Raw genomic sequence first — 6950 nt, forward strand, 5'->3', positions numbered from 1 at the left:
CCGGATGATCTGGACCCGGATGATCTGGACCCGGGTACGGAAGGGGAGGCCCTGACCGCCGGAGACGGCTTGGGCGCGGGAGGGGATGGAAAAAGAGGGGATGGAAAAAACGGAGCGGGAAGGGCGGGGCTCGTGGCGCTGGCGCCGACAGGGCCTCTCGTCGCCACCATCCTGCCCGCCGGCAGCGGCGGCGGGAGTGGCACGTGGCGGACAGAGCGGGCCCGCCTGGCTGCGGGGGACGTGCTGTGCGCCTACAGCGACGGCATTACCGAGGCGCGCGACCCGGCCGGGAACCAGTTCGGTTTCCGGCGGCTGGCCGACGAGCTGGCACGCATCCCCGGCAGAGATCCCGGCGCCCTCGTGAACGACCTCTTCACGGTTGTCGCGCGGCATTCTCGCGGCAGCGTGGCGGACGACCAGATCGCGGTCGCGGTGGGCCGTGACGCGGCCGATGTCATTACCGCTCCGGCACAGCGCCTGGACGGGGCTGTCTATCCGGTGGAAAACGCCGTCACCGCCATGCCGAAAAATGTCACCGCCGCGTCCGGGCAGATGGCCCGGGGGGCAGCCTCGTGCCGGTTCTCCGTCAGTTCTCCCACCAGTTCTCCGGCCTGGCCCGAACGGAGCGCATGGGCATGTCACCGGCTTGCCCGCCGGGGCACCGGCTGGTTCCTGGCGGCTGGTCACATCATAACAAAACGGGTATTCGACGCGTCCGGCCAGTTCGGTGCGAATATCCGGGAGGCGGGCACCGCCGGTGCCGCTCCGCAAGGAATACAGAGGCGCAGGGCGCCCGCGCGGGGACGCGGAATTCGTGGATCGATCACTCCGGGGGGCTCGTCGGTGTTGGCGTACGTCCGTTAGTCTGTCTGAGGTATGGACGACCAGGAGACGGGGAAGATCTCCACGGGCACGCTGGATTCCGGCACATCCGCGTCCCTGCCGAGTGACCCGTCCGCGGAGTCGGTGAGAGAGCTGGCCTTCCCGGCAGCTGCCCGCCTCGAGCTCGATGAGCTGCTCACCCAGCTCGTCGACCGGGCGCAGGACGTCATCGAGACGCAGAGCAGGCTGCGCGGCCTGCTGCGGGCCACCCGGACGGTCATCGCCGACCTCAGCCTGGAGGTGGTGCTGCGCCGCATCGTGGAGGAGGCCTGCCAGCTGGTCGACGCCCGGTACTGCGCCCTCGGGGTGATCGCCAGAGAAGGACATCTCGAGCAGTTCATCCATGTCGGCATGGAGCCGTCACTGGTTGAGAAGATCGGGCAGCTGCCGCGGGGGCAGGGGGTGCTGGGCCTGCTCACCGCGCAGCCACAGCCGCTCCGCCTGGACGACATCGCGACGAATTCCCGGGCCGTCGGCTTCCCGGCGAACCATCCGCCCATGCGGACCTTCCTCGGTGTTCCGATCAGGGTCCGCAGCGAGGTTTTCGGCAACCTCTATCTCACGGAGAAGCGCAATGGCCGGACGTTCACGGCCGAGGACGAGGAACTCGTCCTGGCGCTGGCCGCAAGCGCCGGGATCGCCATCGACAACGCCCGGCTGTTCGATCAGGCGCAACGTCGCCAGCGGTGGTTGCAGGCCTCGGCGGACATCACCCGCCACGTACTCGGTGACGGCGAGCGGCCACTGAACATGATTGTCAGCCGGGCCCGGGAGCTCGCCGGCGCGGACGTGGCCGCGATCCTCCTCAGCGGGGAGTCCTCGTCGCACCTGACCGTTGAGGTTGCCGACGGTGACGATGCCGGTGTGCTGCAGAGCACCTTGATCCCTATGGACGACTCGCTGGGGGGCAAGGCGGTGCGGATGTGCGCGCCGCTGCTCGTCTCGGACGCCGCGGCCGAGGCCAGTGGCAACGATCCCTACGCGCAGGGGATCGGCCCGCTGATGATCGTCCCGTTGGCCGGCTCCCAGGTGGCCAACGGGGCGGTGGTGCTCGGCCGGCGGCACGGGGCCACACCGTTCACGGACAGTGATCTCGATATGGCGGCGGCGTTCGCCGGGCATGTGGCGACAGCCCTCGAGATCACCCAGGCGCGGGCTGCCAGGGAGCGGATCGTCGTCCTGGAGGACCGGGACCGGATCGCTCGTGACCTGCACGACCACGTCATGCAGCGGTTGTATGCCGTCGCGCTCGGCATGCAGGGGCTGGCCGCCGCCGAGGAGCGGCCAGGGCCGGCCCGCCGGATGGCCACGTACGTGGAAGACCTGGACGTGACGATCCGTGAGATCCGCTCGACCGTCTTCGAGCTGCGGGGCCGGCGGGCGACGGCCGGTTCCGGCCTGCGGGCGCGGGTCTCCTCCGTCGTCGACGCGGTGAGCGACGCCTTCGGCTTCGCGCCGTACCTGCGGTTCGAAGGCCCGCTGGACACGATGGTGGACGCGGCGGCCGGCGATCATCTGCTCGCCGTGGTGCGGGAGGGCCTGTCGAACGCGGCCCGGCACGCCCGGGCCAGCAGCGTCGAGGTCGTCGTACGGGCCGCCGGGGGCCGGCTCGACGTGGACGTGATCGACAATGGTGTGGGCATCGGGAGCACGGAGCGTCGTAGCGGGCTTGCGAACCTGCGCAGCCGAGCCGAAGATCTGGGCGGTACCTTCGACCTCTCCGCGGGGCCCGAAGGCGGTACCCACCTGCGCTGGTCCGTACCCCTGACCTGAGTCACCCACAGTTCCCACCACAGCCGGTCAGGCCGGCTGATCTTACTCAACGTCATCAATCATGCTCGTATGATGCTGGACCGTGCGGGATGCGTGAGCCGCCTGGGACGCTTCGTCCGTCCGGGGAAGCGCCATCCGGAGGGAGCCGTGGGCCGGAGGTCCGGGTGGCGGGGTCCGAACGGCCCGTCCCCGAAGAAACTTCCGACGGTCGTTTCGACCTTCTTCCCAGCTCAGGATGGACATCGGGCGGCGGCGGCGTGCCCGGGGCCGGTGCCGGTCGGCTGGTCCGGCCGACTCGGATGATCACTATCGCGCCTGCCGCCGCCACATGTTCTGACGTTGGAGGTGTCATGACCGTCGATGGCCGGACGACAGTGCCGGAGCGTACGGGCCCGCACGCGCGTCCGTACATGTATCTCCAGGTCGGACGCCCCGAGTTCGACAGCCCGCGGTTCACCGACATCCGCTTCACCGGCCCGCGGCTGACCATGGCGCAGCTGGCCGACCTGGAGACGATCGAGACGCACAGCGCGACGCTGTACTTCTCCGGCGACCGCGTCTACAAGGTGAAGAAGCCGCTGGACCTGGGCTTCCTCGACTTCCGTACCCGACAGGCGAGGGAGGCGGCCTGCCGGGCCGAGGTCGAGCTCAACCGCCGCCTCGCCCCCGACGTCTATCTCGGCGTGGCGGACATCCGCGACAGCGCCGGCACACTGGTGGACCACATGGTCGTGATGCGGCGGATGCCCGCGAACCGGCGCCTGTCCAGCATGATCGCCATGGGACGGCGGGTGGACGGGCAGCTACGCGCGCTCGCCCGGCTGCTCGCCGCCTTCCACCAGCGCTGCCCGACCTCCGCCGAGATCGCCGAGGTGGGCAGCCCAGCCACCCTCGAGGGGCTGTGGCGGGAGAGCCTCACCGGGATCGCGCCGTTCAGCGGGATGCTGATCGACGCGAGTGTCATCGACGAGATCGGCCGGCTCGCCCCCCGCTACCTTGCCGGCCGGGCGGCGCTGCTGGCCGGCCGGCAGCGCGCCGGATGGATCCGGGACGGGCACGGCGACCTGCTCGCGGACGACATCTACTGCCTCGACGACGGCCCGCGGGTGCTCGACTGCATCGAGTTCGACCGCCGGCTGCGGCTCGGGGACGTGCTCGGCGACGTCGCCTTCCTCGCCATGGACCTGGAGCGCCTCGGCGCCGCCGACGCCGCCGAGAAGTTCCTGGCCTGGTACGGGGAGTTCGCCGGAGAGACGCACCCGCCGTCGCTGCGGCATCTCTACATCGCCTACCGGGCGCTGGTGCGGGCCAAGGTCTCCTGCATCCGGGCCAGCCAGGGCGTGCCGGAGGCCGCCCGGCAGGCGCGCCGGCTCGCCAGGATCGCGCTGTCGCACCTGCGGCGCGGCCGGGTCCGGCTCGTCCTCATCGGCGGCCTGCCCGGCACCGGCAAGTCCACCCTGGCCGGGAAGCTCGCCGACGCCGAGGACGGCTGGGTGCTGCTGCGCTCCGACATCGTCCGCAAGGAACTGGCCGGCCTGCCCGCCGGCGAGCACGTGCCCGCCAGCCTGTTCGAGGGGCCCTACGACGCCCAGGCGACCGACGCCACCTACACCGAGCTGCTGCGCCGGGCCGGCCACGCCCTGGAACGGGGGGAGAACGTGGTGCTCGACGCGTCGTGGTCCACGGCCGGGCATCGGGCCGCCGCCGCCAGCCTCGCCGAGCAGACCAGCAGCGAACTCGTCGAGCTGCGCTGCGTCACCTCCCCGGAGGTGGCTGCCGCGCGGATCGCCCGCCGGGCCGCCGCCGGGGAGGACCCCTCCGACGCCACCCTCGCCGTCCACCAGGCGATGGCGGCCCGCGCGCAACCGTGGCCAACCGCCAGCGTCATCCAGACCGCGGTGCCGATCAGTGAGGCGCTCCTGGCCGTCCAACGCCGCGTGAACGTGATCTGAAACGCGATCCGGGCCGGCGGGACTGGGCCTGGGACTGGGCCTGGGACTGGGACTGGGCCGCCGCCCGCGTACGCGGCCCGTCCGTGTTCCGCGCTGCCCGGCGGGCCTACTTCTGGGCGGCTTTTTTCTGGACGGCCTGTTGCTGCTCTTTCTGCTGCCCCTGGAGTTTCGTGGCGTAAACCGCCGCCTGGGTGCGGCTGGTCAGCTCGAGCTTGTCGAGAATCGCGGACACGTAGTTCTTCACGGTCTTGTCGGACAGGTGGACCCGGGAGGCGATCTGCCGGTTGGTCAGCCCCTCGGCGATCAGCAGCAGGATCTCCCGTTCCCGGTCGCTGAGAGTCACCAGCCTGCCGTCCTCGGCCGGGCCCTCCCGCAGCCGGGCCAGCACTTTCTGCGTGACGGCCGGGTCCAGCAGGGAACGTCCCGAGGCGATGGTGTGGATCGCGCCGACGAGATCCGTGCCTTTGATCTGCTTGAGCAGATAGCCGGCCGCGCCCGCCATGATCGAGGCGAACAGGGCGTCGTCGTCGTCGTACGACGTCAGGATCAGGCAGCCGATCTCCGGGTGCGCGGAGCGGATGTCCCGGCACACGTCGATACCGCTGCCGTCCTCCAGCCGCGCGTCCAACAGCGCGACCTGCGGGTTGGACGCGGGTATGCGGCGCAGCGCCTCGGTCGCGCTCGACGCCTCGCCGACGACCCGGATCTCCCCGGTATCTTCCAGTACCTCCCGGATGCCACGCCGGACGATCTCGTGATCATCCAGAAGAAATACCCGTACCGGATCCATGGCGAAGCACGCTACCCGCAGGTCTCACCCTTTACCATCCGGGCCGCCCGCCGGCCGCGGAAGATCGCCGCGAGTTTGCCGTTGTGTACGCCCGCGGGACCGGAAAGCGTGCACAACGACAAACTCGCCTGGATCAGGTTCCGCTACTGGCGGAGCTTCTTCAGGCGCTGGCCCAGGTCGATCAAGGTGCTGGACAGTGCGTCCACGAACGATGAGCCGATCTTCGATGCGCTTTCACGGACCGTCGGGTCCTTCGCAGCCTGGCCGGCCGCGGAGTAGGCCCGGTCCAGGGTCGCGCGGAGCTCGGCGAGCGCCTCGTCGACTCCCCTGCGGTCGAACGGACGCTCGCCGACGACGTCGTCGAAGTGCGCCTTCACCCGTTGCCCCAGCGTGGTGAGACTGTTTGCCACGTCGTCCCAGGCTGTCTTCGTGTCGGTCATACGGTCGCTCCCTTCTCACCTGTATCTTGCAGCATTTCCCAGCTCGACCGCCGCAACCACCCGGGGCGGGGCCCCGCCCCGGGCCGGTGCGGTCACGCGGGCGCGCGGGACGGCGCGCCGTCCGTACGCCTGACGCGCTCCGGGCGCCGGATGCGGTGCTGGCCGTCCGGGTCGGCGACGACGTAGCCCATGCCGCTGGGGGTACGGTCGCCGATGCCCGCGTAGCAGGCGAAACGGGCCAGGGCGTTGAGGGCGGCGCGCGTCCGCGGCGGGACGTCCGCGGGCGCGGCAAGCTGGTAGCGGACGAACCCGACGCAGCCGCGGCGTTTCGGCGCCCCGATCTTGACGACGTACTCGGCGCTGGAAAGGGTCGTCTCGACGAGCTCCAGATGGCCGTTGATCGTGGCATCGATGTCGGAGGGTAACGGCGCGAGATCCCGCGCCCAGGCCCGCCACCGGTAGGCCAGCGTGCCGAACACACGCTCGGGATCGGGCAGGATGCGCTGGCGGCGCACGCCGTCATCGCGTCCGGTGGCGAAACTGACCGGCGTGACCAGTCCGAACGCCCAGGACGTCGCCGGGGGAGCGGCGGCGAGCAGATCCGGGTACGGCTCGCCCCCGGCGAGTTCGACCGCTTCGGTCACGTAGTCGGTGGAGCCGAAACGCCACCGGTCGCGGTTGCGGAGAGCGGCGAGCATCGAGCTGGTGATCTCGTCGAGCAGGATTCCGACCTCGAAACGGACCCTGGCCGACGACCGGCCGGGGGCGCGCTGGTGCTCGTCGAGGAGCGGGGTGATCGCGAACGGCCGCGGCGGCGGCCCGTCGTGCAGGTACGCGCTGGCTTCGGGCGACAACTCCTCGCGGACGGCCGCGAGCACGGCGGCGTTGACCGCCGGCCCCGTGTACGGTGGCGGCAACGCCCCCGGGGACACCGGCCTGACGGACACGACAACGCGAGCAGGCACAGCTCACCTCTCCAATCCTCGGCGTCCCGGCCTGCCACGGCCTGCCCGTGCCACAGCCCAGGACCCGACCCGAATCTCACGGTAGGCCGCCGGAGCGGCCACACCATCCCGGGCCCCGCCAACGTCCCCACCCCGCCCGTACCGCATC

Annotated in this window: 6 protein-coding genes; 3 read left to right on the forward strand and 3 right to left on the reverse strand. The window is 70.9% G+C overall.

The genetic code is table 11. The annotated features are described in order from the left end of the window. The 3 genes from AC5LUJ_RS09895 to AC5LUJ_RS09905 all read left to right on the forward strand — a co-directional run. Nucleotides 1-864, forward strand: an 864-nt coding sequence (locus tag AC5LUJ_RS09895) for a SpoIIE family protein phosphatase (protein ID WP_493464812.1), incomplete at its 5' end; no start/stop codon positions are given. A gap of 12 nt (nucleotides 865-876) precedes the next feature. Then, on the forward strand, nucleotides 877-2655 hold the full coding sequence (locus tag AC5LUJ_RS09900) for a sensor histidine kinase (protein WP_250292629.1): 1779 nt from the start codon (nucleotides 877-879) through the stop codon (nucleotides 2653-2655). Between the two features lie 350 nt (nucleotides 2656-3005). Beyond that, the gene (locus AC5LUJ_RS09905) at nucleotides 3006-4607 is read left to right on the forward strand and encodes a bifunctional aminoglycoside phosphotransferase/ATP-binding protein (RefSeq protein WP_493464813.1); all 1602 of its coding nucleotides are present in this window, start codon (nucleotides 3006-3008) and stop codon (nucleotides 4605-4607) included. Between the two features lie 106 nt (nucleotides 4608-4713). On the opposite strand, the gene AC5LUJ_RS09910 is transcribed toward AC5LUJ_RS09905, so the two are convergent. From AC5LUJ_RS09910 to cas6, 3 genes are all read right to left on the reverse strand, one after another. Further along, nucleotides 4714-5397 (reverse strand): response regulator, encoded by a 684-nt coding sequence (locus AC5LUJ_RS09910; RefSeq protein ID WP_250282174.1) that lies wholly within the window; start codon nucleotides 5395-5397, stop codon nucleotides 4714-4716. Between the two features lie 143 nt (nucleotides 5398-5540). Then, entirely contained in the window at nucleotides 5541-5837 is a 297-nt protein-coding gene (locus tag AC5LUJ_RS09915) for a hypothetical protein (RefSeq protein ID WP_250282172.1), read from the reverse strand. Nucleotides 5838-5929: 92 nt separating this feature from the next. Next, complete coding sequence (gene cas6, locus AC5LUJ_RS09920; RefSeq protein ID WP_493464814.1) at nucleotides 5930-6802, reverse strand: CRISPR system precrRNA processing endoribonuclease RAMP protein Cas6; 873 nt, start codon at nucleotides 6800-6802, stop codon at nucleotides 5930-5932. Between the last annotated feature and the right edge of the window lie 148 nt (nucleotides 6803-6950).

Source organism: Protofrankia sp. CiP1_Cm_nod3, from assembly GCF_982290655.1.

What these genes read in the sequence shown, in the direction of transcription:
- AC5LUJ_RS09900 (WP_250292629.1), top strand. Translation starts at nt 877, where the DNA reads ATGGACGACCAGGAGACGGGGAAGATCTCCACGGGCACGCTGGATTCC.
- AC5LUJ_RS09905 (WP_493464813.1), top strand. Translation starts at nt 3,006, where the DNA reads ATGACCGTCGATGGCCGGACGACAGTGCCGGAGCGTACGGGCCCGCAC.
- AC5LUJ_RS09910 (WP_250282174.1), bottom strand. Translation starts at nt 5,397, where the DNA reads ATGGATCCGGTACGGGTATTTCTTCTGGATGATCACGAGATCGTCCGG.
- AC5LUJ_RS09915 (WP_250282172.1), bottom strand. Translation starts at nt 5,837, where the DNA reads ATGACCGACACGAAGACAGCCTGGGACGACGTGGCAAACAGTCTCACC.